Origin of the sequence: Nevskia sp. (assembly GCF_021732705.1) — a bacterium.
In the GTDB taxonomy this organism is placed as follows: domain Bacteria; phylum Pseudomonadota; class Gammaproteobacteria; order Nevskiales; family Nevskiaceae; genus Nevskia.
In genome coordinates this window covers 1-23,796 of sequence record NZ_JAKFUM010000022.1, presented here as the reverse complement: position 1 = coordinate 23,796, position 23,796 = coordinate 1, and the positions used below count along the sequence as shown (strand labels likewise).

The 23,796-nt window shown below is 64.8% G+C and carries 23 protein-coding genes; 13 read left to right on the top strand and 10 right to left on the bottom strand.

Annotated features, from left to right (window positions below; translation table 11 throughout):
• Positions 1-3: 3 nt before the first annotated feature.
• Positions 4-1,050: an SUMF1/EgtB/PvdO family nonheme iron enzyme gene (locus tag QZ951_RS19100; RefSeq protein ID WP_293003526.1), complete on the bottom strand. Its 1,047-nt coding sequence runs from the start codon at positions 1,048-1,050 to the stop codon at positions 4-6.
• Positions 1,051-1,117: 67 nt separating this feature from the next.
• Between QZ951_RS19100 and vgrG the strand changes: the two genes are divergently transcribed.
• The 4 genes from vgrG to mnmG all read left to right on the top strand — a co-directional run bounded on the left by vgrG (position 1,118) and on the right by mnmG (position 6,199).
• Positions 1,118-2,692, top strand: coding sequence for a type VI secretion system Vgr family protein (gene vgrG / locus QZ951_RS19095; RefSeq protein WP_293003524.1), 1,575 nt, complete (start codon positions 1,118-1,120; stop codon positions 2,690-2,692).
• A 47-nt stretch (positions 2,693-2,739) separates the two neighbouring features.
• Entirely contained in the window at positions 2,740-2,907 is a 168-nt protein-coding gene (locus tag QZ951_RS19090; protein ID WP_293003522.1) for a hypothetical protein, read from the top strand.
• Between the two features lie 947 nt (positions 2,908-3,854).
• Positions 3,855-4,184, top strand: coding sequence for a DUF962 domain-containing protein (locus tag QZ951_RS19085; protein WP_293003520.1), 330 nt, complete (start codon positions 3,855-3,857; stop codon positions 4,182-4,184).
• 125 nt (positions 4,185-4,309) lie between these two features.
• Complete coding sequence (gene mnmG, locus QZ951_RS19080) at positions 4,310-6,199, top strand: tRNA uridine-5-carboxymethylaminomethyl(34) synthesis enzyme MnmG (protein WP_293003518.1); 1,890 nt, start codon at positions 4,310-4,312, stop codon at positions 6,197-6,199.
• Positions 6,200-6,222: 23 nt separating this feature from the next.
• On the opposite strand, the gene QZ951_RS19075 is transcribed toward mnmG, so the two are convergent.
• From QZ951_RS19075 to QZ951_RS19065, 3 genes are all read right to left on the bottom strand, one after another.
• Positions 6,223-6,624, bottom strand: coding sequence for a CBS domain-containing protein (locus QZ951_RS19075; RefSeq protein WP_293003516.1), 402 nt, complete (start codon positions 6,622-6,624; stop codon positions 6,223-6,225).
• Positions 6,625-6,751: 127 nt separating this feature from the next.
• Positions 6,752-7,534: a SprT family zinc-dependent metalloprotease gene (locus tag QZ951_RS19070; RefSeq protein ID WP_293003514.1), complete on the bottom strand. Its 783-nt coding sequence runs from the start codon at positions 7,532-7,534 to the stop codon at positions 6,752-6,754.
• A gap of 120 nt (positions 7,535-7,654) precedes the next feature.
• A complete protein-coding gene (locus tag QZ951_RS19065) occupies positions 7,655-8,455 on the bottom strand; it encodes a ParB/RepB/Spo0J family partition protein (protein WP_293003512.1) in 801 nt (266 codons plus the stop codon).
• 201 nt (positions 8,456-8,656) lie between these two features.
• On the opposite strand from QZ951_RS19065, the gene folE reads away from it, so the two are divergent.
• Together folE and QZ951_RS19055 are read left to right on the top strand one after the other, a co-directional pair.
• Positions 8,657-9,199, top strand: coding sequence for a GTP cyclohydrolase I FolE (folE, locus tag QZ951_RS19060; protein ID WP_293003510.1), 543 nt, complete (start codon positions 8,657-8,659; stop codon positions 9,197-9,199).
• Between the two features lie 280 nt (positions 9,200-9,479).
• Positions 9,480-10,466 carry an acyl-ACP desaturase gene (locus tag QZ951_RS19055; RefSeq protein WP_293003508.1) on the top strand — a complete coding sequence of 329 codons (987 nt, stop codon included), beginning with the start codon at positions 9,480-9,482 and terminating at the stop codon, positions 10,464-10,466.
• A gap of 66 nt (positions 10,467-10,532) precedes the next feature.
• On the opposite strand, the gene QZ951_RS19050 is transcribed toward QZ951_RS19055, so the two are convergent.
• Positions 10,533-10,811 (bottom strand): acylphosphatase, encoded by a 279-nt coding sequence (locus QZ951_RS19050; RefSeq protein ID WP_293003506.1) that lies wholly within the window; start codon positions 10,809-10,811, stop codon positions 10,533-10,535.
• Positions 10,812-10,860: 49 nt separating this feature from the next.
• Between QZ951_RS19050 and QZ951_RS19045 the strand changes: the two genes are divergently transcribed.
• The 3 genes from QZ951_RS19045 to QZ951_RS19035 all read left to right on the top strand — a co-directional run bounded on the left by QZ951_RS19045 (position 10,861) and on the right by QZ951_RS19035 (position 13,714).
• The gene (locus tag QZ951_RS19045; protein WP_293003504.1) at positions 10,861-11,550 is read left to right on the top strand and encodes a hypothetical protein; all 690 of its coding nucleotides are present in this window, start codon (positions 10,861-10,863) and stop codon (positions 11,548-11,550) included.
• A 15-nt stretch (positions 11,551-11,565) separates the two neighbouring features.
• Positions 11,566-11,922 (top strand): glyoxalase superfamily protein, encoded by a 357-nt coding sequence (locus QZ951_RS19040; protein WP_293003502.1) that lies wholly within the window; start codon positions 11,566-11,568, stop codon positions 11,920-11,922.
• A gap of 457 nt (positions 11,923-12,379) precedes the next feature.
• Complete coding sequence (locus tag QZ951_RS19035) at positions 12,380-13,714, top strand: MATE family efflux transporter (RefSeq protein ID WP_293003500.1); 1,335 nt, start codon at positions 12,380-12,382, stop codon at positions 13,712-13,714.
• Between the two features lie 86 nt (positions 13,715-13,800).
• Here QZ951_RS19035 and QZ951_RS19030 read toward each other — a convergent pair whose 3' ends face one another.
• Positions 13,801-14,379, bottom strand: coding sequence for a glycine zipper 2TM domain-containing protein (locus QZ951_RS19030; RefSeq protein ID WP_293003498.1), 579 nt, complete (start codon positions 14,377-14,379; stop codon positions 13,801-13,803).
• Positions 14,380-14,566: 187 nt separating this feature from the next.
• On the opposite strand from QZ951_RS19030, the gene QZ951_RS19025 reads away from it, so the two are divergent.
• Positions 14,567-15,310, top strand: a complete 744-nt coding sequence (locus QZ951_RS19025; RefSeq protein WP_293003496.1) for a Sir2 family NAD-dependent protein deacetylase — start codon at positions 14,567-14,569, stop codon at positions 15,308-15,310.
• A gap of 175 nt (positions 15,311-15,485) precedes the next feature.
• Complete coding sequence (locus QZ951_RS19020; protein WP_293003494.1) at positions 15,486-15,821, top strand: DUF4143 domain-containing protein; 336 nt, start codon at positions 15,486-15,488, stop codon at positions 15,819-15,821.
• Here the strand turns inward: QZ951_RS19020 and QZ951_RS19015 are convergent.
• The gene (locus QZ951_RS19015; RefSeq protein ID WP_293003492.1) at positions 15,809-16,276 is read right to left on the bottom strand and encodes a nuclear transport factor 2 family protein; all 468 of its coding nucleotides are present in this window, start codon (positions 16,274-16,276) and stop codon (positions 15,809-15,811) included. The two genes, QZ951_RS19020 and QZ951_RS19015, sit on opposite strands and share 13 nt — an antisense overlap.
• On the opposite strand from QZ951_RS19015, the gene QZ951_RS19010 reads away from it, so the two are divergent.
• Together QZ951_RS19010 and QZ951_RS19005 are read left to right on the top strand one after the other, a co-directional pair.
• A complete protein-coding gene (locus QZ951_RS19010; protein ID WP_293003491.1) occupies positions 16,225-17,178 on the top strand; it encodes a helix-turn-helix domain-containing protein in 954 nt (317 codons plus the stop codon). The genes QZ951_RS19015 and QZ951_RS19010 overlap by 52 nt on opposite strands.
• A 229-nt stretch (positions 17,179-17,407) precedes the next feature.
• Positions 17,408-19,999: a M36 family metallopeptidase gene (locus QZ951_RS19005; RefSeq protein ID WP_293003490.1), complete on the top strand. Its 2,592-nt coding sequence runs from the start codon at positions 17,408-17,410 to the stop codon at positions 19,997-19,999.
• A gap of 17 nt (positions 20,000-20,016) precedes the next feature.
• On the opposite strand, the gene QZ951_RS19000 is transcribed toward QZ951_RS19005, so the two are convergent.
• The 3 genes from QZ951_RS19000 to QZ951_RS18990 all read right to left on the bottom strand — a co-directional run.
• Entirely contained in the window at positions 20,017-20,418 is a 402-nt protein-coding gene (locus tag QZ951_RS19000; RefSeq protein ID WP_293003489.1) for a hypothetical protein, read from the bottom strand.
• 576 nt (positions 20,419-20,994) lie between these two features.
• On the bottom strand, positions 20,995-22,830 hold the full coding sequence (locus QZ951_RS18995; RefSeq protein ID WP_293003488.1) for an AAA family ATPase: 1,836 nt from the start codon (positions 22,828-22,830) through the stop codon (positions 20,995-20,997).
• Positions 22,831-22,971: 141 nt separating this feature from the next.
• Positions 22,972-23,796, bottom strand: an 825-nt coding sequence (locus tag QZ951_RS18990) for an EF-Tu/IF-2/RF-3 family GTPase (RefSeq protein ID WP_293003487.1), incomplete at its 5' end; no start/stop codon positions are given.

Genomic DNA, 23,796 nt, shown 5'->3' with positions numbered 1-23,796 from the left:
CGCTCACTGAACCCGCTTTGTGCTTTGAGCGCCGCAGCGGAAGCCATCCGATGTTCTTCCGCCTTGGAAAATTCGACCATCGGGCTGGGGCAACTCAATTTTTGATTCATCAGGTGGATTGAACTCCCTAGACGTAACTCGGCCTTCGAAGCTGCGGCCAAAGTCACCCCCGCGCTCGACCTTGAAAATACCTGTAGTCGGTCCAACAGGATTTCTTTCGCCAGAATACTGCTCGTAGTAATCAATTGCGTACCAATCTTCTACCCAATCGAAGGAGTTAGGAGTTAGGTCATATATCCCTAGAGGCGATGGGGGAAAAAGTGCGATCGGAAAGGCGTGGGGGGCATTATCATCGTTAATTCGTGCAGCGAATCGGTCCGATGGCGAGTTTTTATTAAGTTCCAAAAGCCCGTTATTTGTCCCAAACAAAACAAACTTTCCCCGGTTCCTTGCCGCGTACTCCCACTGGGCTTCCGTCGGCAAATCGAACGGTAGCTTCGAAATGGTTCCGAGCCACTGACAATAGGCTTTCGCCTGCTCCCACGTCACACCGGCCGGCGTATCGATTCTGTTGCGCATCGTTGCGAAGCCGGAAGGCAGGTTCTGCTGAATCTTCGGCAATCCATTGGCTTCCGTATACAGATCAAACTCGGTATACGTGACCTTGTATTTGCTGATCGAGTAGCTATCGAGCGTGACCTTGTGCAATGGGCTAGCATCCAGCCCGACGTAGTGCAGTCGATCTTCTTCATATACCGGCCCGAAGTCGCCCATCAGGAACGTGCCACCTTTCACGAATACCTGATCACGCTTTGACTTGACGACGAGCGCTTGGAGCCGCTCTTCCAAGGTTCCGGTCGTGATCGTTTTTAGGTCGTTGAGTAGCGATGCCGGCTGCTTGAAGCCGGATAGGTCTTCAGGTAGCGGATGCTTGATGGTATCGGGATACACACTACCTGCTGGAATCTTGACCGTTGTGGTCTTCGATGGTGAATGCGAGGCAGCACAAGCCGATGAAAGTGCCAGGAAGGTAATGACGGCTTTCGCCATTCGATGATTCGACACAGGAGTCCGTTCCAGTCAGGTGATCCAAGACTAGTATCGCAAATATTGCCGAGTGATCGAGTGTGTGCGTTTGCTGACACGTATCGTCCCGCAGCATTTACTCGTCCACGACATGGGCTTAAAGCAACTGGGCTGCAACGCTAGGCTGGTGCTACAGCGTCTGATGGCCGAAGAAGGCCTCTACGGCTGGTTCGAGCATGAGGGCGAGGCCGAGTCGCCCTACGGCCGCCATCGTTTCGTCATTGCCGATCACGGCAGCGCCTTCGGCCCCGATCTGGGATCAGTCCGCTTTCATCGTGCCAGCACCACGAAGTCTGACGACAGCTTCCAGCAGTTCGACGAGCGTGCCGCCGTGGGCGCCCAGCGCGTTGTGCTGGGCAGTTGGGACTGCGTCAGCTTCGACACCCGAGCGGTGGAAGCCGATGCTGATACGGAGTCCGATGGTTTCGGGAACGACAGCGCAATTCCTGCGCTGAGCCAGCAAGAGGTTCCTGGCGCCTATCGCTATGTCGATCGATCACACGGGCAGCGCTTGGCGCTGCAGCTCGGCCGCGCGCTGCAGGTCGAGCGTCAGCTGATCGATGGTGCGGGCACGCTGCGTCGCCTCGCCGCGGGCGGCTTCGTGACCGTCGCCCATCATCCGCGGCTCAACCAAGCCCGGCTGATTGCCCTGTCGGTTCGCCACGCCGCACGCAACAACCTGCCGGTGGACTTTTCCAAGGCGCTGCAGAGCCTGCTTGGATCCGGCTGGAACGATTCACCGGAATCAGGTCAGGATGCCGATGCCCCGCTCTACCGTCATTCGGCCTGGCTGCTGCCCGCCGAGGTTCCGTGCGCGCCGAGCCCAATCAGCAAGCCCGCCACGCGCGGGCTGAGCAGCGCGACCGTCGTCGGCCTCGATGGCGCCGCCATCACGACGGACCGCGATCACCGGATCAAGGTGCAATTCCACTGGCAGCGCGGTAGCCGGAGCGCATCTCGCGAATCACATCCGGCTGGCGATGACAACGCGCCTGGCAATGACGGCAGCGGCACTTGGGTTCGCGTTGCCACACCCGTCGCTGGTGCGAACTGGGGCGGCGTGTTCGTGCCGCGCATCGGGCAGGAAGTGCTGATCGAGCATGTCGATGGCGACATCGATCGTCCGGTGGTCATCGGCGCCGTCTACAACGGCCGCGGCCGGACCGATGCCCCCGGCAATCGCATCGGTCAGACCGCGGCAGCCGCCAGCGCGAACGCACCGGCCTGGCATGCCGGCAATCGCCATCCGGGCGTGCTGTCCGGCATCAAGACGCAGGCGCTCAGCAGCAGCCGGTCCGGGCAAGGCGACCATAGTCAGCTGGTCTTCGATGACAGCATCGACCAGCCTCGGCTGGACCTGCAGACGACACAGGCAAACACGGTGCTGACGCTCGGGTATGCCCGTCACCAGATCGACAATCAGCGCAGCGCCGCGCTCGGACTCGGCACCGGGCTGGCAACGGGCGCGTATGGCAGCCTCCGAGCTGGGCAAGGCTTGTTGATCACTGCGGATGCGCGCGCGGGCGGCACGCATGCCGGTCATCTAGCGCACGATGCCCGAGAAGCCATCCAGCAATTGGCCCGGGTGGATGTCGCTGCATACTAGATGGTCTCATCAATATCAATCGACGCAGTGATCTTCGTACTTTCCAGATGCTGCAGGACGATGCGCAAATCAACGCGCAAGTACTCAACGTGACCAGACAGGTAAACCGGGCCGCGCTCGGTCTTGACAACCGGCAGGTCTTCTTCAAGGCCGCCTATTTCGCTATGTCGGACGAAGTCATACCCTCACCCGGCATCACCAACCTCAAAGCATAAATTCAGGCACTCGATCATGTTCAGACTGATTTTCCTTCTCATCGCATGCGCACCAATCCTAGTTCAGGGCGATGAAACCGGAGACGTCACCGACAAGATCTCAGACTATCTTTCAACTCATTACTTTTCGCCGAAAAGGCCTGCCGAGTTCTGTATCGAAGGAGACTCTGACTGCACCGGCACCAGCGTGAAGATTCGAGCAATCGGTCGGCTGAAATCTACCGCGGCTTATCTCGCAGTTGGCGACTGTTCGGGGATCGGCACTTGCCAGTACTGGCTTTTCTCCAGCTCAAATCAGTACATGGAGCCAATCTTGGAGACGCAGGGGTTCAGCTTTGAAGTCGAAAGGGCACCCGCTATAAATCCTGATATCACCGTTTTGGATAAAGCCAGCCTCGCTTTACAGTACAAGATTGTTTATAGGTATTCGATTGACGGAGTATATAGACCGTGCAAGTGCTTTACGAAGAAATTCCGGTCATCGGGGATAGCGAGCACGACCATCGCCCGATGCAGCGAGATACTGGATCAATAAGTCACAGCTCAGTTAAAAGCACTTAACTGAAATTTTCTCTGTGCGCCAGCAAGCCTAGGCCGTAGAAAGCCAATGAATTCTACCTGTGCTTCGTACTTTCGTTGAAATTAGCGCTCTGCACATTGATGATCGCGCACCCTCTCTGAAACTCAGATGCTCTTAGTGACCTACAAGAAAATTAAGCGGCGCCATTGATGAGCCAAGCGAACGAGTTGATCGAGGCACTTCGAATAACGAACTGCTGGCGTTTTCAATCCAAGGCTTTCACCGAATATCGTCAGAATTGGCTATCCTCCATCCATCATCCAACCAACGTTGCATTTGACAGCAGAGAACGTTGAGAGACGCAACCCGGGACCGATGAACCTATTGAGCCCGCCGCTACGATCGTCATCCCCCCGAGAGCTACACCATGACCAACACCACAAGCGTTGAGCCAGCTCCGCATCTTGCGAGCTTCAAGGCGTTTTATCCGTTCTACCTGGGTGAGCATGCCAACCGCGCATGCCGGCGGCTGCATTTTGTCGGGACCAGCCTCGTCATCTTCACGGTGGCTTATGCGCTTTTCACGGGGCGATACGCGTCGCTGTGGTTTGTGCCGCTGTTCGGTTATGGCTTCGCCTGGTACGCGCATTTCTTCATCGAAAAGAATCGGCCGGCGACGTTCAAGGCGCCGTTTTACAGCCTTGCCGGGGACTTTGTGATGTTCAAGGACATGCTGATCGGGCGGATTCCGTTCTGATCGAGCCGCGAGGCCGGGCGCGTCAGTCGCCTACCGGTAGCGCGATGCAGGCAGTGCACCCGGACTTCCGCATGCCGTCAGCCGCGTAGAATTCGCGCGATAACGGCGTTTTCGCGGGTGGCGGCATGGCGCAGCACAACCAGTTTGATGTGATCGTGGTCGGTGGCGGCCATGCCGGTACCGAGGCCGCACTCGCGGCTGCGCGCAGCGGCGCGAGGACCTTGCTGCTGACGCAGAACATCGAGACGCTGGGGCAGATGTCGTGCAACCCGGCGATCGGGGGCATCGGCAAGGGGCATCTGGTTCGCGAGATCGATGCGCTCGGTGGTGTCATGGCGCAGGCGGCGGATCGCGCCGGCATCCAGTTCCGGATTCTGAATGCGTCGAAAGGCCCGGCGGTGCGGGCGACGCGGGCGCAGGCGGATCGCATGCTGTATCGCGCGGCGGTTCGGCAGACGCTCGAGAATCAGCCGAACCTGAAGCTGTTCCAGCAGGAAGTGGATGACCTGATCGTCGATGGCGAGCAGGTTCGTGGTGTCGTGACGCGGGCCGGCCTGCGCTTCATGGCGCGCTCGGTGGTGCTGACGGTGGGCACCTTCCTCGCCGGCAAGATTCATGTGGGATTGGCGAACCATCAGGGCGGTCGTGCTGGCGATGCGCCGAGCAACGCGCTGGCGGCGCGCCTGCGCGAACTGCCGCTACGGGTGGGAAGGCTCAAGACCGGCACGCCACCGCGCATCGATGGCCGCACGATCGACTACGACGGGCTGATCGAGCAACCGGGCGATACACCGACGCCGGTCTTCTCGTTTCTCGGCTCCGTGGCCGATCACCCGCGCCAGATCTCGTGCCGGATCACGCACACCAACGAGCGCACGCACGAGATTATCCGCAGCGGATTCGATCGCAGCCCGATGTTCACGGGCGTGATCGAAGGCACCGGGCCGCGCTATTGCCCGAGCGTCGAGGACAAGGTCAACCGCTTCGCCGAGAAGACCGCGCATCAGGTGTTCATCGAGCCGGAAGGTCTGAACACGCACGAGGTCTACCCGAACGGCATTTCGACCTCGCTGCCGTACGACATCCAGGAAGCGCTGGTGCATTCGATCAAGGGCTTCGAGCGCGCGCACATCACGCGGCCGGGCTATGCCATCGAGTACGACTACTTCGATCCGCGCGATCTGCAGTCGAGCCTTGAAACCAAGGTCATCGACGGCCTGTTCTTCGCCGGGCAGATCAATGGCACGACCGGTTACGAGGAAGCGGCGGCGCAGGGCCTGCTCGCCGGCATCAATGCGGCGCGCAAGTCGCGCGACGAGGCACCGTGGTGCCCGGCACGGCACGAGGCCTACATCGGTGTGCTGGTCGATGACCTGATCACGCGGGGCACCGCCGAGCCGTACCGCATGTTCACGTCGCGCGCCGAGCATCGCCTGCTGCTGCGCGAGGACAACGCCGATCTTCGACTGACGCCGGTCGGCCGCGCGCTGAATCTGGTCAACGACGCACGGTGGACCGCGTTTTGTGCCAAGCGCGATGCGATCGAAACGGAAAGTGCGCGCTTGTCGGCAACCTGGCTGAAGCCGGTGCAGCTCGGTACGCCGGAAATGGTGGCCGTGTTCGGCCCGGCGCCGACCGACAACGGCGCGTCGGCGCTGGAACTGCTGCGCCGTCCGGAGGGCAGCGTCGACGTGCTGAAGTCCCTGCAGCTGATGCCGGCCGATGTCGATGCCGCCGTCGCGGAGCAGATCGAGATTCGCGTCAAGTACGCCGGCTACATCGAGCGGCAGCAGAACGAGATTGCCCGTGCCGCCCGCTACGAAGACGCGCCGGTGCCGGTCGATCTCGATTATTCGGCGGTGTCGGGCTTATCGAACGAGGCGCGGCAGAAGCTGGCCAGCCATCGGCCACAGACGGTCGCACAGGCGGGCCGCATCTCCGGCATCACGCCGGCCGCGGTGTCGATCCTGCTGGTGCACCTGAAGAAGCTGGGGCTGCTGCGCCGCAGCGCCTGACGAAGCAGGGTGCGCGACGCGCGTCAGCACATGCGGCTGATCGCGCGCAGCACGTCAGATCGCGAGATCTGGCCGACAAGCTTGCCGTTCTCGATCACCGGGTAGCGTCGGAACGGCGCGGTGGTGAACATCGTCGCCAGCTGCGTCAGATTGGTGTCCGGATCAACCGTGACCGGGCTCGAGCTCATGAACTGCGCGACCGGGCCGGCGATGCAGCTGTCCTGCGCGGCGACCAGCGCGATGTCCAGGCAATCGCGTTGCGACAGCATGCCGACGAGGTTGCCCTTGGCATCCAGCACCGGGGCGCCGGAGATGCCTTTCTCGACCAGCGTGTGTACCGCCTGCATCACTTCCATGTCCGGCGTGAACGTGACGAGCTTGGTCGTCATGTATTCCCGCACCTTCACTGAGTCCAGTGTAGCCATTCTGTTTATCTCCCCCGGCGCATCGTGGCGCACGGGTGACAGTAGCGCGCACAGCGTTCGGAAAACAACCAAGAGGAGATGACGTCAGCGTTTTGCCCGGGCGCGGCCCGAGGGAAAGCGGCGCGGCTTACAGTGCGCCGTCGAACAGGCCGGCTGGCGGTGGCACGGTGCCGGCCTTCGGCAGCACGGAATGCAGTGCCGCGCCGTGCTCACGCAGCCACGCGCGCCAGTGCGCGTGGTCGGCCATCTGTTTCTCGACCAGTCGCCAGAAGCGCGGCGAGTGATCGAGATGGCGGCGATGGCAGAGCTCATGGATCACCACGTAGCGCAGCGCTTCCGGCGGGGCCATCACCAGACGCCAGTTCAGGCTGATCAGCCCATCCGGCGTGCAACTGCCCCACAGCGATTTCTGGTCGGCGATGCGCGGACCGGTGAACGCCACGCCGAGTCGCGTCGATTCGCTTTCGAGCAGCATCCGGACATCGACGCGGGCCAGCCGCGCGATGGCCGTTCGAAGGGCTGCGGCCAGCACGGTCGGGCGGGCAGCATCGGCCGCGGAGCAGAACACGGTGATCGCGTGATCGATGCGCACCGTCGGCTTGGCGATGCGGGCGATCGCAAGTTTCAGCGGCAGTTCGCGGCCGCGCAGCGGGATGCTGTCGGTGCCGTCCCAGCGCAGGGCCGGGCGCAGCGGCACGCGCGAGGCGCGGGACTTGAGCTCGACCAGCTTGCGCCGGATCCACGCCTCGCGGCTCTTCAGGAAGGCATGCGCGGTGGCGCGCGGCACGCGCTTCGGGATGACCAGCAGGACGTTGCCATCCGGACGGACTTCGATGCGGATGTTGCTGGCCCGCGCGCTGACACGCTCGGTCAGCTGCAGGGGCGCAAAAGGTCCGAGCAGGTCAGCCATGGAGACGGGAAGTGGCGGCGTTGAAGGTCAGTACGTCCGGTGGGCTGAATTGTATGCGGCGACGCGCGCCGAAAGGTCGATCGACGCCGCCCCAGTCTTAGCAGGCATCGCGCCAGCGGCTCAGGATTCCTGATAACCGATGCGTGCGAGCAGACCATCCAGCTCGTCGAGGTCGTGGAACTTCACCCTCAGCTCGCCGCTGCCCTGCTTGCCCGGCTTGAACTCGGTGGGATAGCCCAAGTGATCGGACAGCTTGCTGGCGAGCTTCTGCCAGTCGTCGGGCTTGGTCGGTGCGCTCGCGGCGGCCTGGCCACCGGTGGCGAGCCGACGTTCGAGCGCCCGCACGCTGAGGCGTTCGCGCACGCAGGCTTCCGCCCAGCGCAGCTGGTGATGCACGGCAAGGCCGGCCAGCACCTTGGCATGGCCGAGGCTCAGGCTGCCGTCGTCGAGCATGGTCTGCACCGCCGGTGCCAGCGCCAGCAGCCGCAGGAAGTTGGTGACATAGACGCGGGACTTGCCGATGCGCAGGCCGATCGCTTCATGGGTCAGCGCATGGGCTTCGCCGAGCTTGCGCAGGCCCTCGGCGGTTTCGATCGGCGACAGCGACTCGCGCTGCAGGTTTTCGATCAGCCCGAGAACGCGAGCTTCGGCTTCGTCCAGATCGTCGCGGATCAGCGCCGGAACTTCATGCAGCCCGGCGAGCTGGGCCGCACGCCAGCGCCGTTCGCCGGCCAGCAGTTCGTACTCGCGCCGCGGGCCGCTGCCCAGCGAGCGCAGCACCAGCGGCTGGATGATGCCGCTCTCGCGGATCGACTCCGACAGCTCGCGCAGCGCGTCCGCGGCAAAGCGCCGCCGCGCCTGGGTGACACCGGGGCGGATCAGGTCGAGCGGGATGTAGCGAACGGTATCGCCGGAGGTCATGGCACGGGCGGCGGCAACGGGCCTTGCGGCCTGTGGGATAATCCACATATTGAAACATCAAAGCGCTGCGGCCATGACCCGCGCGCCCGCCCCTTCGAGCTGCTCCAACGCTTTCGACCGAATACCGGATCCCGTGTCGCCGCCCCCTGCGCGCCGGTCCATCCTGCCTTCTTGCGACTTCATTCAATTACAGGAACCCCCGTGGAAGAACATTTCAAGGCCATCATCGAGGCCGTCGGCGAAGACCCGAACCGTGAAGGACTGCTGCGCACGCCGCACCGCGCCGCCAAGGCGATGGAGTTCCTGACCCAGGGCTATCGGCAAGATCTGAAGGAACTCGTGAACGACGCGGTGTTCACCACCTCGAACAACGAGATGGTCATCGTCCGCGACATCGAGCTGTATTCGATGTGCGAGCACCACCTGCTGCCGTTCCTCGGCCGCGCCCACATCGCCTACCTGCCGAACGGCAAGGTCATCGGCCTCTCCAAGATTCCGCGCATCGTCGACATGTTCGCGCGGCGCTTCCAGATCCAGGAAAAGCTGACGCAGCAGATCGGCAACTGCGTGCAGGAAGTGACGGACGCCAAGGGCGTGGCCGTTGTCGTGGAAGCGAAACATCTGTGCGCGATGATGCGCGGCGTTGAAAAGCAGAACTCGTCGATGACCACCTCGATGATGCTCGGCCGCTTCCGCGACGATCCCCGCACCCGTCAGGAATTCCTGACGCTGATCCGCGGCTGACACGGCGAACCTCTGCGGCCGCCCTCGGCGACCGCGGTGTCGAGGGCCCGCAGGCGCATTGATCGCAGTCAATGCGTCGATACTCGGGCCTGAGGCGTACTGTCGCTGGCGGCAGGGCTGATTCGGGAAGATCGGCGTGTTTTGGCGGGCGATCAGGTGATTTTCCGCGCCGTTGCGTGCGCTGCCGGGTTGCCTCGCCTCGCCGCTTGGTCCCTATAATCGTTCAGGTTTTTCTCGCGCGGCTCGATCAGGGCCGCGCGCGCTCTCGGAGTCACACCCCATGGGCAGTTCAGCGCCACGTCATACCTTCGGCACGCCGGATCAGATCGCGGTGATGATCGATCTGCAGCCGTTCGTTCAGCAGCAGACGGCCGAGCATCTCGAACGCCGCAAGCTGTGGTTCCCGAACGAACTGCTCAGCGCCGACGCTCATGATGTCGAAGCCGCCGACGCCGATCTGGCCGAAGTCCGCGAAGCGGCGAAAGGCCTGCCGGACACCATCCGCGTGGCGCTGGCGCTGAACCTGCTGACCGAGGAAGGGCTGCCGCACTTCCATCGCCTGATCGCCACGCACCTCGGCAATGAATCGCCGTGGAGCACGTGGAACAACATGTGGACGGCCGAGGAAGATCGTCACGGCTGCGCGATGCGCGACTACGTCCGCGATGCCCGCATCTTCAACATGGGCGCGCTGGAAAAGATGCAGTACCACTACATCGAGGCCGGCTTCAATCCGGACTGGCAGCAGGATCCGTATCGCCTGCTCGCCTACACCTCGATGCAGGAGAAGGCGACGCAGGTGGCCCACGCCAACACCGGCCGCCTGTGCGCGAAGTACGAGCCGCGCATCCAGCGCATCCTCGCCCACATCGCCGGCGACGAATCGCGCCACTACGCGTTCTACCGCGCCTGCTTCGGCGGCATCCTCGAGCGTGATCCGGACAACGCCCTGTACTCGCTGCTCAAGGTCATGCCGGCGCTGGCGATGCCCGGCCACAACATGCCGGGCTACGACCACATGTCCGACGTCGTCCGCCGTGCCGGCATCTACGGCCCGCGCAACTACCAGACGATCGTCGAGGAACTGCTGGAGCACTGGCAGATCGGCGCGCTGACGGGATTGTCCGGCGCCGGCCGCGAATGCCAGGACAAGCTGATGAAGATTCCGGCGCGTCTGGCGCGGATGGCCGATTACCTCGACGGCAAGGCCGCGGGTACCCGCGACTTCAGCTTCGACTTCATCTACGACCGCACGATCACCATCTGATCTCGGCCGGTCAGCCGGGCTTCCGTCGCGCGGGAGCCCGGCTTTTTCATGTGCGATGCGCGGCGTTCAGCGCCGGACGAGAAAACGCGGCTCGTCGATCGGCGCATCGACCGCATGCCATTCCAGCGTTTCGACCTGCGCGCCGGGCGGGCCTCGACGCAGCCAGTCGCGCAGCGCCAGCACGGCGTCGAAGCGCGGGCCGGCGACCAGGCCTTCGACCGAGCCATCGGCACAGTTGCGGACCCAGCCGATCAGGCCCAGGGCCTGTGCCTTGCGCCGCGTGGCGACGCGGAAACCGACCCCCTGAACCCGGCCGGTGACGACGAAGCGGTAAGATTCCTGCATGAATGAACGTGGAAAATCGCGGAACAGCGTGGAACGTGGAGCCGGACAGATGGCCGATAGCATGATAGATCGACTGCGCAGGCGCCTCGCGAACGGATTCGATTCGGTCGCCACCCGCGCGATGGACCTCGCCGGCCGCGAGTCGTTCTCGATGATGGCCGAACTGCCGGGTCAGACACTCGACGCGCCGCTGCTGCGCCTGAAGATCGAGATGCTGAGCGAGGAACTGGGCGACGGCGGCCGCTTCCGCTTCCGTGCGCATGTGCAGGCGCACCTCGCGAGCGCATTGACCACCTTGCCGCCGCCCGCATCTGCGCGCGAGGCGATCGGCGGCCCGGACAGCCGCAGCCTGCCGGCCGCCGGTGTCGGCCGGCTGCTGCGAATGAGCCTGAAGGTGCCGGCGCTGCGCCGCGCGGCCGCGCCGCTGATCCGCCATGACATCAACAGCTGGATCGAGGTTCGCGCCTCGACCGCCGATCTGGTCGACGGCGCCCGCGCGCTGCTGCCGGAAAGCGAGCAGTTGCGCGCGCTCGGCATCGACACCACGGTCGCCGGCGACGGTCCGCTGGCCCAGACCTGGGCCGGGTCGACCGGCGGCCTGCATCCGGGCTTCGCGCAGGTCTCGCTGATCCACGTCGACAAGCGCCATCTGCCGAAAGCGATGAGCGCGCTGCTCGGCCCGCAGCCGTTCCAGCTGGTGGCAGCGGTGGTCAATGTCGCCGAAGAGAAAGCGGTCTAGGCCGGAACGTCGCCGATGACTGCCGGCCATCCGATCCCGATCCTGCGGATCTTCGACGAAGCGAAGGCGCGGGCGTTCTATGTCGACTTCCTCGGCTTCACGGTGGACTGGGAACATCGCTTCGAGCCCGATCTGCCGCTGTACCTGGGGATATCGCTCGGCGACTGCGAGCTGCACCTGACCGAGCATCACGGCGATTGCTGCCCCGGTGCCGCGCTGCGGATTCCGGTGGACGACGTGCACGCCCTGCAGCGGCAGCTGAGCGCCAAGCAGTACGGCTATGCCCGACCGCAGGTCGAGACGATGCCGTGGGGCCTCGATCTGTCGGTGAAGGATCCGTTCGGCAACAGGCTGACCTTCACCAGCGACTGAGCCACGCTGTCGGGCGCATCGCCCAACAAAAAGGCGGAAACCTTGCGGTCCCCGCCTCAAACCCTCCCCCCAAAAATCGTCCGGTCTTCAGTGGCGAACCGGAAAGGCCGGATCGCGAGCCAGTCGCGGCGTCCGGGTGAAAGGAAGGTAGCCCCATTCCGGAACGCTGCCTAGACCCGCAGTGCAGCAATCGACGGGGGTGTGGTGGTTTCACCCACGGGGCATGACAAGGTGCAGCAAACGGCGCGCACGGTCCACGCCCACGATCCACTCCCTGTATCCCCGGCACGTCACATCCAGCGCTTACCATCGCGCGTCTGGTCAGGAACAGGCGGCGCGTTCGCCGGTCGCTGGCCTTCGTCGGGTCGGCCGATCGATGTCGCACGCGGCCGGCGTGATCCTTCCCCGCGTTCCCATGCCGAGCGGCTTCGCGCCGGCTCTGCCGGAGTCTGGCTGCATGTCCGTTCAGCGTTTCCGCGAAATCTGGTGGCTGGCCCTGCCGATCCTCGGCGCGATGCTGTCGCAGGTGGTGCTGAACATGGTCGACCTGGCGATGGTCGGCCATCTCGGCGCCACGGCGCTGGCTGGCGTCGGCGCCGCCAGCTTCCTGCACTTCACCGCGTTTTCGGCGATCACCGGACTATCGTCTGCAGTGCAGGCGATGGCCGCGCGCCGACATGGCGAAGGCCGGCATGACGAGACGGCAGTCCCGCTGAACGGCGGCATCCTGCTGTCGGTGCTGATCGGCCTGCCGCTGTCGCTGCTGCTGATCGAACGCGCGCCGGCGATCTTCGCCGCGCTGTACGCCGATCCGGCGGTCGGCGCGGAAGGCACGGCCTACCTGCAGTTCCGGCTGGCCGGCATCGTCGCCGTCGGCATCAATTTCTCGTTCCGAGGCTACTGGAGCGCGGTACGCCGCACGCAGCTCTACCTCGCGGTGCTGTTCGGCATGTGCGTGCTGAACATCGCGCTGGACTGGCTGCTGATCTTCGGCAAGCTCGGCTTTCCGGAGATGGGCACGCGCGGCGCCGGGCTGGCCAACGTGATCAGCGCCTACGCCGGGGCGGCGGCCTACATCGGGCTGGCGCTGGCGAACATCCGCAATGCCGGTTTCCTGCGCCGCGTGCCATCGGCGGAGCAGCTGAAAAGCCTGCTGAAGCTCGGCCTGCCGTCGTGCGCCCAGAACCTGCTGTTCGCCGGCGGCTTTTCGGTGCTGTTGTGGATCATCGGCCACATCGGCACGGCGGAGCTGGCGGTGACCAATGTCCTGATCAACGTGACCCTGGCTGCCGTGCTGCCCGGCATGGCCTTCGGCCTCGCCACCGCCGCGCTGACCGGCAGCGCGCTCGGCCGGCATGATCCGGACGATGCCTACCGCTGGGGCTGGGACGTGTTCCGCGCCACCTGGTGGGTGTTCGCGCTGCTGGCGCTGCCGATGGTGTTCGCCACCGATGCCGTGCTGCACGTGTTCTTCAACGACCCGGCCACCGCCGATGCGCTGGTGGCGATCGGCCGCTTCCCGCTGCGGCTGATCGGCATCGGCGTCACGCTCGACGGCCTCGGCTTCATCCTGATGCACGCGTTGCTCGGCGTCGGCGCCAGTGCCTCGGTGGCGCTGGTCGCGGTCGGCCTGCAATGGGGGCTGTTCCTGCCGGCTGCGTACGCTGCCGGCATCGTCCTTGGCACCGGGCTGCCGGCGATCTGGATGCTGATGACCGGCTACCGCGCGCTGCAGACTGCGCTGTTCGCATCGCTCTGGATGCGAAAGCGCTGGTCAAAAATAAAGGTCTGAGCCACCCGCGCTCGGCGCGAATGGCTCAGACCTCGGGCGCTACGTGGGCCTCAGCGCTGGCGCGCCCGGCCCGAGCTGGGCGCGGCTCAGTTCGGAATCAGGCTGCCGCCGGACAGACGAACCTTCGAGCCGACGCCCAGGCCATTCAGCGCATCCACCGTCGTCGTGCGGCTGCCGCCCGCTTCCATGCTGACGGTGACGTTGTAGACCGTCTTCGCCTTCACCTGCTTCTCGACTTCGCGACCGGCCAGACCGCCGAGCACCGCGCCGCCGATGGTGGCGAGCACCTTGCCGGACTTCTTGCCGAACTGCGAACCGGCGACACCGCCGGCCGCCGCGCCACCGAGCGCGCCGAGGCCAGACGATTCGCCCTTCTGGCGCTCTTCGGTGATCGCGCTGATCACGCCGCAATCGCCGCAGACTTCACGCACCGGCGGCGGGGCCGGCTCGCGCTCGGCCTGCTCGACCGGGCGCGGGCGCGGCTTCGGCTTGGCAGCGACCGGAGCCGGGGCCGGCGCGGGTTCAGCCGCAGGAGCCGGGGCCGGCGGCGCATCCAGCGCCGAAGCGGCAGGCGCGGTCGCGGCAGGATCGGCCGGCGGCTGCGGAGCCGGGCCGCAGGCAGTCAGCGCGACAACGGTCAGCACCAGCAGCGATTTCTTGAACATCGGTCTCTCCGTGAACTGTGAACAGTGAAAATGTGACGCGAGGTTAGCACCCGAAGCTGAACGAAACCTGAGCGTTCAATCGCCAACGCCCGGACGCGCGAGGGTGCCGAATCGCGCAACCTTCAGGCGCCATTCTGGCAACGGAATACCGAAAATCCATCGCCAGCAACTCCGAACGACGCCCGCCATGCCCCCGAACGCCCCCGTCATCGCCGCCTGGCGCGAGATTCCGACCATCGTCCTGTTCACCGGGGCCGGGCTGTCGGCCGAGTCCGGCGTCCCGACCTATCGCGGCGCCGGCGGCATCTGGAGCGACTACCGCTATCAGGACTACGCCTGTCAGCGCGCCTTCGATCGCGACCCGACCCGCGTGCTCGATTTCCACGAAATGCGTCGCGCCAAGGTCCTCGCCTGTGCGCCGCACGCCGGCCATGCCCACATCCGCGCGATGCAGGCGCAGCACCCGGGCATCCACGTCATCACGCAGAACATTGACGGCCTGCTGCAGCGCGCCGGTGTCCACGTCGCGGCCGAACTGCACGGCAGCCTGTGGCGGCTGCGCTGCCCGGTGCATGGCGTCCGCGAAGACATGGCGGACAGCGCATTCGCCAGCCGCCGCTGCCCGGACTGCGCCGCCGGCAACTCGCCCGAGCGCGCGCCGTGGCTGCGCCCGGACATCACGTGGTTTGAAGACGCCGTGAACGCGGACGTGTTCGAACACGCTGCGATGCTCGTCGACGACGCCGACCTGTTCGTCGGCATCGGCACCTCCGGCGCGGTCTGGCCGGCGGCCGGCTTCGCCGAACGCGCCCGAGCTCGCGGCGCGCGCATGGTCGAGCTCAATCCCGAAGACAACGAGGCTTCCGCGCTGTACGGCGAACGGCTGCGGCTGCCGGCATCCGTGGGCCTGGCGGCGTTGTTTCCTGTGTAGCGGCCTGGGGGCTCGGTCCGCGCTACCGGCCGGACGCTTGATCTGCTGCGCCCTTTTCCCTGCGCCAGCGGAGACGCGCTGGTAACGGGGCGATTGGCGCGCAGCACCGACTTCGACCCAAGAATGTGGTGCATCGGCAAGGTCTCACGGCGATTCCGCAACGCAACATCCCGCTTTGGGTCCGAGGATCGCCGGCAGCGGCTGGGAAGGCAGGGTCATCGAACCGCTGCTCGCCGCCGCCCCGGAAGGCGCGCAAACCTGCTTCTACCGCACCGCCGTCGGTGCGGAGATCGACCTCGTGCTGACCATTCCCGGCAAAGGCCCGTGGGCCATCGAGATCAAGCGCAGCGTCAGCCCGAAGCTCGAACGCGGCTTCCACCATGCCTGCGAGGACGTGCAGCCGGATGCTGGGTTTGTCGTCTATCCCGGCGCAGAGCGATTTCCGATGGCAGGTGGGGTGGAGGCGATTTCGCTGGTGGAACTTTGCGACCGGCTGCGTCAGTCGGCATAACGCGGGTCGACATGGCCCTGCAGCGCCGTCAGCGCACCGAGGGCGAGTTGCACGTCGCGCTGACTGTCGTCGTAGAAATCGAGCATCAGGTCGATCCGGCCATCGCGAAAGCCCCAGTGTCCGGTCGCTTCGAAGGAGATGGCGTTGGCATCGTCGAGGCGATAGGCGCTGTGAATGCGACAGGTAACGTAACCCGACGGATACACACGGATGCCGATCGCAGACCAATCGCGCCGCTGCATGCGCCGGTCGAAGCCGCGCACCGAGCGCGCGAAACCGGCGATCACCGCATCGCGGCCGCGCAGATGGCAGTCGAACGGCGAGCCGCTGACCCGGTAGACCACGTCCTCGGTCAGGAACTCGGCCAGCCCGGACCAGTCATCGCGGGCCACCGCATCGTCGAATGCAGCAATCCAGGCCTGCCAGCGGGGGAAGATGTCGATCGGTGCCGTCATGTCGGTGCGCGTCCAAGGAGTGGGAACACGAGCATCCGCTGGCGATCCGCGCCGCCTCAATTCCCGGCAGGGAATGGCGACCGCGCGCGCGTGCCGCGCATGATTCCGGCATGAGCCACACGCTGCCCGACCTGCTGCGCCGACACCGCCGTGTTCGCGCGCTGTCGCAACTTGATCTGGCGACGGCCACCGGCACCACCCAGCGCCATCTGAGTTTTCTCGAATCCGGCCGCGCCAAGCCGGGCCGCGATCTGCTGACTCGCCTTGCCGGCGCGCTGGCCTTGTCGATGGTCGATCGCAACGCACTGTTCGAAGCTGCCGGGTTCCTGCCGCCGGTCCCCGAAGGCCCGTTGCGCGAAGCCGCCTACGCGCCGATCCGCCAGGCCGCATGGCGGCTGATCGAGCAGCAGGCGCCATACCCGGCGATGCTGCTGGACGCCGATTACGACGTGCTCGCCACCAATGCGCCGCTGGAACGCTTGCTGGCGATGCTCGAACTGCCCGCCAGCGTCTGGCCCGATGCGGGCGGCAGCCAGCCGGTGCGCAACTTGCTGACGCTCAGCTTTCATCCGGACGGTCTGGTCCGCTACATGCGCGAACCCGAAAGCTGGGTGCCCGGCTACTGGCAATGCATTGTGCGCGACGCCACCTGCCACGCGCGGGTCCGCGCCATCGCCGCTTATCCGCACATGCAGGCATGGCTCGCGATACCCGCCGCCCTGACCGACGCAGCACCTGCGCTGCTGGAGCGCTATTCCCTCGACGGCCAGCCGATCAACCTGCTGAGCATGATGACCACCCCCGGCGTGCCGTCCGACATCACCGCCGGTTCGCTGCGCGTGAATCTGCTGTTTCCGGCGGATGCGGCGACGGATGAGTGGCTGAGGGGGTTGGATGCTTGAGGCGGGCTTGGGACGTGCCCGTGCTCGGCGTCGAGACGGTCAATCAATAAGGTGAACGAGCAAGGTGTCACCGTCACTCCAGGCCAGCACGTCAGTGAATCTGCGGGCTGCGGCGCAATGGACTGACGCGCCGTTCATCGGTTCGGGCTGTCGGCCTTGACCGGAATCCTTGCTCCGCCGCAATTGCAGTGTCGTCATCCCCGGGTCATCACTTGCGGGATCACGCCCCATGCATGCACGTTCGATCGGAGTGTCGGCACTCTTTCTCGTGGGCGCAGCCGCCTGGGCGGGTCCGGCGAATCATGATGCCGCGCTGGCCGCGCAGCTTCGCGCGAGCAGCGATCCGGCCGTTGCCCGCGTTCGCCTGCCGACGCTCGACGGCCTTCCGTCCGAGTTCGACGCCGCGCGCGGTGCCGCCACTTTCCTGTGGCCGGCGGCCGATCTGCCACCAGCGCGCCTGCAGCCGCTGCGTCCTGCTCAGGCGGCGGGCGACGCGGCGCGCCATTACCTGCGCGCGCAACAGGACGCGTTGCGGATCACCGCCGCGCAAGTCTCGGACGCGCGGATGTTCGAGCTGCACGACACCGGGCGTGGCGCCCTGATCGCGCGGTTCCGCCAGCAACACGCCGGCTTGCCGGTGCTGGGCCGGGAGCTGAACGTGATGATGGATCGCGATCTGCGGCTGGTCGCCACGTCCGGCAGTTTTGCCGATGCGACATCGTCACCGGGCAGCGGCCATCGCCTTGCGGCCGAACGCGCGCTGGAGCTGGCGCATGCCGATCTGCTCGGCTCCGGGTCCGTGACGCCGTCATTCAAGGCCGGAGGACGGTTCGGTGACTACACCCACTTCGACCCCTCCCCCCGCGCGGGAACCCGTACCCGCACGCTGCGGTTCGACGCGGCACCGCGCAGCAAACCGGTGTGGTACGCGCTCGGCAATACGCTGCGGCCTGCGTACTACGTGGAGCTGTCCGGGCAGGCCGGTGACGACGGCGAGATGCTGGCCTACGCCAGCGTGATTGCCGCCGACGACGGCGAGGTGCTGGCGCGCAAGAATCTGGTCGAGGACGCCGAGTACAGCTATCGGGTGTTCGCCGATGCCAACGGCATCCGGCAACCGTTCGACAGCCCGCGCGGCAACGCGCTGGTGCCGTTCGAGGGGCGGTTCCCGAATATCGAGGCGCCTCCATTACGGGCGGCGACCCAGCTGGTGACCCTGGCCAGCAGCCCGATCGTCAGCGCCGATCCCTGGCTGGCGGCCGGTGCCGGCGTCACCCGCGGCAACAATGTCGACGCCTACCTCGATCTCGCTGCACCCGACGGCTTCACGCCCGAAAGTGCCGACTTGCGCCCGACGCTCAGCGGTTCCTCGAGCTTCGACTACCCCTATGCGGTGGACGGCGACCCAACACCCATGACGCAGCGCCAGCACGCGGGCGTCAACCTGTTCTACGTCAACAACTGGCTGCATGACTGGTGGTACGACAACGGTTTCGACGAAGCGGCAGGCAACGCCCAGACCGACAATTACGGACGCGGCGGTGTCGGCAATGACCCGATCCTCGCCGAAAGCCAGGACTACAGCGGCCGCAACAACGCGAACATGCGAACGCCGGCCGACGGGCAGTCGCCGCGCATGCAAATGTTCCTGTGGGACTACAACTTCTCGCTGCCCGCACCGGGCGAAGTGACGGTGACGGCACCGGCGGCGATCGCCGGCTCGCTGCCGTTTGGCACCTCGGTGATCGGCCCGCAGCGGTTCGATCTGCAAGCGGACCTGGTTGCGATTGCCGCAGCGGGGAGTGCGGAGAACAACGCCTGCCAGCCGGCGTCGCTCGATCCCGCCGCGGTCGTCGGCCGCATTGCGCTGCTGACCGCGTCCAACGCCTGCACGGGGGCCCAGCAGGTGATCAATGCCGACGCGGCAGGCGCGGTCGGCGTGGTTTTCACGTCGGGCGCCGCGACGCCATTCAACCTGTCCATGGCGGCACCCGGCGTCGATATCCCGGTGCTCAGCGTGTCCGGTCCCGATGCCGACCGCCTTCGCGGTGGGCTGGCAGCCGGGCCGGTGCGCATCCGCATGCGTCGCGACACCAGCTTCGACGTCGACAGCACGCTGGACAACCAGATCGTCGCCCACGAGTGGTTCCACTACGCCAGCAACCGTCTGATCGGCGATTCGATGGGCTTGATCAACCAGCAGGGCCGCGCGATGGGCGAAGGCTGGAGCGATTTCAATGCGCTGCTGCTGTCGGTTCGCGAAGACGATCGCCTGATCCCGGGAAACGATCGTCATCAGGGTGCTCACGGCGTGTCGCACTTCTCGAGCCGCAATGGCTACTTCGGCATTCGCCGAGCGCCGTACTCGACCGACTTCGACCTGTTTCCGTTGACCTTCCGGCACATCGCCGATGGCGAGCCGCTGCCCGACCGCGCACCGATCAATCCGGGGCCGGCGGCCCTGCCCAATTCGCAGGTTCACAACGCCGGAAGCATCTGGTGCAACGCCCTCTGGGAAGCCTACGTCAACCTGCTCAACGATCCGCGCCACAGCCATCTCGAAGCCCAGACGCGAATGAAGGACTACCTGATCGCCGGCCTGAAGATGACGCCCGTCGCGCCGACGCTGCTGGAAGCACGCGATGCACTCATCGCCGCCGCGCGCGCTCGCGACCGCCGAGATGCCGCCCGCATCGCCGATGCATTTGCCCGCCGGGGCATGGGCCTGCTGGCCCGCGGTCCGGATCGCAATTCCATGAACTTCGGGGGCGTCCGCGAAAGCTATCTGTCTCTGCCCGGCCTGTTGCCGATCCTGCGCTGAGTCGGCCGCGGGCGGAGTCAGCTTGGCGCGAGGCGTTGGCTGAAAGGACCGGCGCAGATTCTGCGGTCTGACGGCGAGACTTGCGGCCGGCGAGATGGCTGCGTCAGGCGGATAGCAAGCCGGTCGCGATGCAGGTGGACATCGCCGATCGCTTTGCGGGGATCTGCACGCCCGGTGCGGTCTGGCCTGCCGACGCCATCGCCGAGGTAGCCGCTGCCCCTGACGGCGCGCAGGCCTGCCTCGTCCGCACCGCCTTGGGTGCGGAGGTCAACCTCGTGCTGACCATCCCCGGCAAAGGCCCGTAGGCCATCGAGATCAAACGCAGCGTCACTCCGAAGCTCGAGCGAGGCTTCCACTGCGCATACGAGGATGTGCAGCCGGATGCCGAGTTTGTTGTCTATCACCGCATCGAGCGTCATCCGATGGCGGGTGGCGTGAAGGCGATCTCGTTGGGGGCTCTGCGAAAGACTGAGCGCTTGAGCGGCCGGTCTTCCTTCCCTTGGGATAGCGGGGGAGGGCAGTGGGCGATCGCATCAACTTCGACCGAACGATGTGGTGAATGGGTAACGTGTCACCGTAACGAGCGCCCCGACCAACGAGGGCCCAGCATTGGTGGAATGCTATTGCCTCGACGGCCAGCCGATCAACCTGCTGAGCATGATCACCACCCCAAGAGTGCCATCCGACATCACAGCCGGATCGCTGCGCGTGAACCTGATGTTTCAGGCGGATGCGGCGACGGATGAGTGGTTGAGGGGGTTGGATGCTTAAGGAGGGCTTGGTGCGTTCCCGTGCTCGGCGTCGAGACGTTCGACTGACATCGTGATTGGAGAAGGGGTCACCGTAATTCCCGGCGCGACATCGTGCGTTCATTACAAGCTATGCGTGTGGAGGCGACGGCAATCGAAATGGGGTGAATTCGTGCGGTGCCGCCGCAATGCGAGCCGTATGGTTACTCAGCAACCAGCTGTGAGAGACCACGCGTAGCCTGGATTTCATCCGGGCGACGTTATCGCACTCCCGTCCGGCAGCATTGCGTCCCGAGCTCGCTGCGCTTGAAGAAATAGGTCCGCCAGTAAATCCAGCTTGACCAGCACTTCGGCCTTGGCGGACGCTGATAACTCAGCGAAGGGGACGAGGAGATGCAGTTCGCCCTTGGTTAGCAACATGCCGCCACCCGTACGCTGGGCCAACCGACGGAAGAAGTCTTCTGCTAGCGCGCTCAGCTTGCGGCGTTCGGTCTTGGATTCCCATATCAAGCGTGCAGCATCTGGGGGCGAAGCAGCCCAAGCTTGATAATCCTCCCGGCTGCCATCAAACACGGACTCCGTGATGACCTCGACCAGCGCCGCATCGATCGCCGTGTGGGCCTGGTCGGTAAACAGATCATTGGGTGGATTGTGGCTTCTTGCGTAGCGGCGTAGCAGTTCAGGGGTAATGAAGTAGTTCTCGGCTTCATAGCGCCGCCAATAGCGCAGGGTCAGCGAGCCTTCGTCGCGGTCCTGACGGTTCTGGCCGTCGTTATCGAGAATCGCGAGACCTCGCAGTGTCGGCAGCAGATTGCGCAGCGCGTTGAAGTGGTCCCTTGGAGTAATGCCGAAGCCGCCCTCCACTCGCTCCAACTCTGCATCTGCATCCTGCTGCGGATAATTGTTCTGCACGTAGAAAGTGTTGATGCGCTCATCCCAAAGCTCCGCAGCCCGGTGTTCAAGGCGCTGCGCAAGCGCCCGCAGCATGTCCACATCGGTGCCGCCTTCGACGTACAGCACATAACCGCGTTGGCGTGCCTTAACGTAATGCTCTGCCCCAAAGTGCTTGAGGCTATTGCGAATATCCTGCTTGCGGGCCAGATCGTCGGCGCGACCTTCCAGCAGCAGGGTCAGGTTCTTGTCCAGTGCCTCGTCCAAGATCACTTCCGAGTGAGTGACCATGACCACCTGCGAGCCATTTTCGCTGGCGATGTCGCGCAACAGCACGTACACCTGCTTCTGACGAAGAATCTCCAGGTGGGCATCAGGTTCGTCCACCAGCAGCACGCCACCCTTGTGTGAATATAAGTACGCGAACACCAGCAGCATTTGCAACATGCCGCGGCCGGCGGACGAAATATCCAGCGCCTCCTTCACCTCGGCCTGCCGATAGCTGAGCGTGATGCTGCCGCGTGTGGTTTCTTCGGGCGTGCCTAGTTCCACCTTGAACAGTCGCTGCATCAGCGCGGCAACGCGCTGCCAATCCGTGGTCGATGACTTTGCAACGGTCAGGCACAGATTGCGCAGCACATCTGCCGTGCGGCCTTGGCCAAGCAGCACATCGACGCGCCCGGGCTGCAGGACCGGCTCTTCGGTGTCCAGCCCGGACATCGGGTACAGCAGCTCCACCTTGATCTTCGCGGCGTACCCCAGCAGTGCAAGATCGGCGAGTACGGCATCGTCCGGCGTGCAATACACGAGCTCGTCACCCTGATTGCGGAAACGCATCGGAAGCGCGTGAACATTCCCGTTGAATTCCACGCCGACCGTAATGATCAACGGAATTTCCTTGTTGCCTTTGCGCACTTGGGTGTTGTGCCAGAAGAAGCGCGTGCGCTGAACCGGCACCGCCACAATATTCAAACGGTTGATCGAGGTAGCCGTGCGCTCTTTGGCCGACGAATCCCGCTTGGCGTCGAACCAGGTTTGCACCGCCTGGGACCAAAGTGCCAGTGCCTGAATGGCGCTGGTCTTGCCGCAGTTGTTGGGGCCTATTAGTACCGCCGGGTGATCCAGCTCGATGCGCTGCCTCTCGCCGAAACGCTTGAAATTCTCGATTTCGATGTAATGCAGCAGTCGCATGGCTGGCCGCTCCTCGTGATGTTGTGCTTACTGGAGTAATGTAGGATGCGCTTTGCGCACAAACGCGATGGACAAACTTGCCATCGTGCGAAGAGCGCTCGCTACTCAGGCAGGTCGTTCCGCTGCCGCCCAGCGTCTACCTCAACGCTCCACCGCCGCCCCCTGCTCGCGGGTATCCAGAAACCGGATGTCCGGAAACCGTTCCTTGGTCATCGACAGGTTGACGTTCGACGACGCGAGGTAGACCAGATAGCCGGCATGGTCGATCGCCAGCCGGGTCTCGTTCTTGTCGCGGAATTCCTTGAGCTTCTTTGGGTCGTCGCAGGACACCCAGCGCGCCGTCGAGACCGTGGCGGCTTCGAAGATCGACTCGACGCTGTATTCGTCGCGCAGCCGGTACTGCACCACTTCGAACTGCAGCACGCCGACGGCACCCAGGATCACGTCGTTGTTGGTGATCGGGCGGTAGACCTGGGTGGCACCCTCTTCGCAAAGCTGATCGAGACCCTTGTTGAGCTGCTTGGACTTCAGCGGGTCCTTCAGGATCACGCGGCGGAACAGGTCCGGTGCGAAGTTCGGGATGCCGGTGAAGTTCAGCGCCTCGCCCTCGGTGAACGAGTCGCCGATGGCGATCGTGCCGTGGTTGTGCAGGCCGATGATGTCGCCCGGGTAGGCTTCCTCCACCGCTTCGCGATCGCTAGCCATGAAGGTCAGGGCGCTGTTGATCCGCACCGGCCCGCCGAGGCGCACCGAGTGCAGGGTCATGCCTTTCCGGTAGACGCCGGAGCAGACCCGCAGGAAGGCGACGCGATCCCGATGCTTCGGGTCCATGTTCGCCTGGATCTTGAACACGAAGCCGCTGAACTTCTTGTGCTCCGGATAGATCTCGTGCTCGTTGGCGTTGAACGTGGCGGTGCGCGGCTGCGGGCCGGGCGCCCAGTCGACGAAGCCGTTGAGCAGTTCGCG

What these genes read in the sequence shown, in the direction of transcription:
- QZ951_RS19050 (WP_293003506.1), bottom strand. Translation starts at nt 10,811, where the DNA reads ATGCAGGAATCTTACCGCTTCGTCGTCACCGGCCGGGTTCAGGGGGTC.
- QZ951_RS19035 (WP_293003500.1), top strand. Translation starts at nt 12,380, where the DNA reads ATGTCCGTTCAGCGTTTCCGCGAAATCTGGTGGCTGGCCCTGCCGATC.
- QZ951_RS19045 (WP_293003504.1), top strand. Translation starts at nt 10,861, where the DNA reads ATGGCCGATAGCATGATAGATCGACTGCGCAGGCGCCTCGCGAACGGA.
- QZ951_RS19000 (WP_293003489.1), bottom strand. Translation starts at nt 20,418, where the DNA reads ATGACGCTCGATGCGGTGATAGACAACAAACTCGGCATCCGGCTGCAC.
- QZ951_RS19075 (WP_293003516.1), bottom strand. Translation starts at nt 6,624, where the DNA reads ATGGCTACACTGGACTCAGTGAAGGTGCGGGAATACATGACGACCAAG.
- mnmG (WP_293003518.1), top strand. Translation starts at nt 4,310, where the DNA reads ATGGCGCAGCACAACCAGTTTGATGTGATCGTGGTCGGTGGCGGCCAT.
- QZ951_RS19090 (WP_293003522.1), top strand. Translation starts at nt 2,740, where the DNA reads ATGCTGCAGGACGATGCGCAAATCAACGCGCAAGTACTCAACGTGACC.
- QZ951_RS19040 (WP_293003502.1), top strand. Translation starts at nt 11,566, where the DNA reads ATGACTGCCGGCCATCCGATCCCGATCCTGCGGATCTTCGACGAAGCG.
- QZ951_RS19065 (WP_293003512.1), bottom strand. Translation starts at nt 8,455, where the DNA reads ATGACCTCCGGCGATACCGTTCGCTACATCCCGCTCGACCTGATCCGC.
- QZ951_RS19025 (WP_293003496.1), top strand. Translation starts at nt 14,567, where the DNA reads ATGCCCCCGAACGCCCCCGTCATCGCCGCCTGGCGCGAGATTCCGACC.
- QZ951_RS19070 (WP_293003514.1), bottom strand. Translation starts at nt 7,534, where the DNA reads ATGGCTGACCTGCTCGGACCTTTTGCGCCCCTGCAGCTGACCGAGCGT.
- QZ951_RS18995 (WP_293003488.1), bottom strand. Translation starts at nt 22,830, where the DNA reads ATGCGACTGCTGCATTACATCGAAATCGAGAATTTCAAGCGTTTCGGC.
- QZ951_RS19010 (WP_293003491.1), top strand. Translation starts at nt 16,225, where the DNA reads ATGCAGCAATCCAGGCCTGCCAGCGGGGGAAGATGTCGATCGGTGCCG.
- QZ951_RS19085 (WP_293003520.1), top strand. Translation starts at nt 3,855, where the DNA reads ATGACCAACACCACAAGCGTTGAGCCAGCTCCGCATCTTGCGAGCTTC.
- QZ951_RS19005 (WP_293003490.1), top strand. Translation starts at nt 17,408, where the DNA reads ATGCATGCACGTTCGATCGGAGTGTCGGCACTCTTTCTCGTGGGCGCA.
- QZ951_RS19015 (WP_293003492.1), bottom strand. Translation starts at nt 16,276, where the DNA reads ATGACGGCACCGATCGACATCTTCCCCCGCTGGCAGGCCTGGATTGCT.
- QZ951_RS19100 (WP_293003526.1), bottom strand. Translation starts at nt 1,050, where the DNA reads ATGGCGAAAGCCGTCATTACCTTCCTGGCACTTTCATCGGCTTGTGCT.
- QZ951_RS19030 (WP_293003498.1), bottom strand. Translation starts at nt 14,379, where the DNA reads ATGTTCAAGAAATCGCTGCTGGTGCTGACCGTTGTCGCGCTGACTGCC.
- QZ951_RS19055 (WP_293003508.1), top strand. Translation starts at nt 9,480, where the DNA reads ATGGGCAGTTCAGCGCCACGTCATACCTTCGGCACGCCGGATCAGATC.